Raw genomic sequence first — 612 nt, forward strand, 5'->3', positions numbered from 1 at the left:
TCACGCTGGAGTCAGTTTTGTACTCTGAGCGGTCACGATGGGTCAACTGATTCCGTATTTTGTGCTTTGGCTTTTCGCAGTGATTCCCCCTTCAGATTGAGTCGGTGAGCACCGTGCAGGAGCCGGTCCAGGATGGCGTCAGCCAGCGTGGCGGAGCCGATGTAGTCATGCCAGTGTTCGGTTGGTAACTGGCTGGCGATGAGCGTTGAGCCTCGCCCGTGCCGGTCTTCGATCACCTCCATCAGATCCTGACGCTGTTGCGCCGTGACCTTCTGCATCCCCCAGTCGTCCAGGATCAGCAGGTCGGTTTTCAGCAACTGGTTCATCAGCCGTGCGTAGCTGCCATCGCCGTGGGCGATGCGCACCTGCTCGAACAGCCGCGGCACGCGCAAGTAGCGAACCGAAAGCCCCTGCCGGCAGGCCTGGTTGCCCAGGGCGCAGGCCAGCCAGGTCTTGCCGCAACCGGTCGGGCCGGTGATGCACAGGTTCAGGGATTGGCGGATCCAGTCACAGCTGGCCAGCCCCGCCATACGGGAGCGCTCCAGCCCCCGTGGATGGCGGTAATCGACGTCTTCCACGCAGGCCGGGACCCGCAATCGGGCTGCCTTCAAC

1 protein-coding gene is annotated in these 612 nt (G+C 62.9%); it reads right to left on the reverse strand.

What is annotated here, in order from left to right; genetic code table 11:
* Positions 1-32: 32 nt before the first annotated feature.
* Positions 33-612: IS21-like element helper ATPase IstB (istB, locus tag Q668_RS01020; protein ID WP_036218799.1), on the reverse strand; the 580-nt coding region annotated here is incomplete at its 5' end.

This window comes from Marinobacter sp. ES-1 (assembly GCF_000475255.1).
GTDB classification, from domain to species: domain Bacteria; phylum Pseudomonadota; class Gammaproteobacteria; order Pseudomonadales; family Oleiphilaceae; genus Marinobacter; species Marinobacter vinifirmus.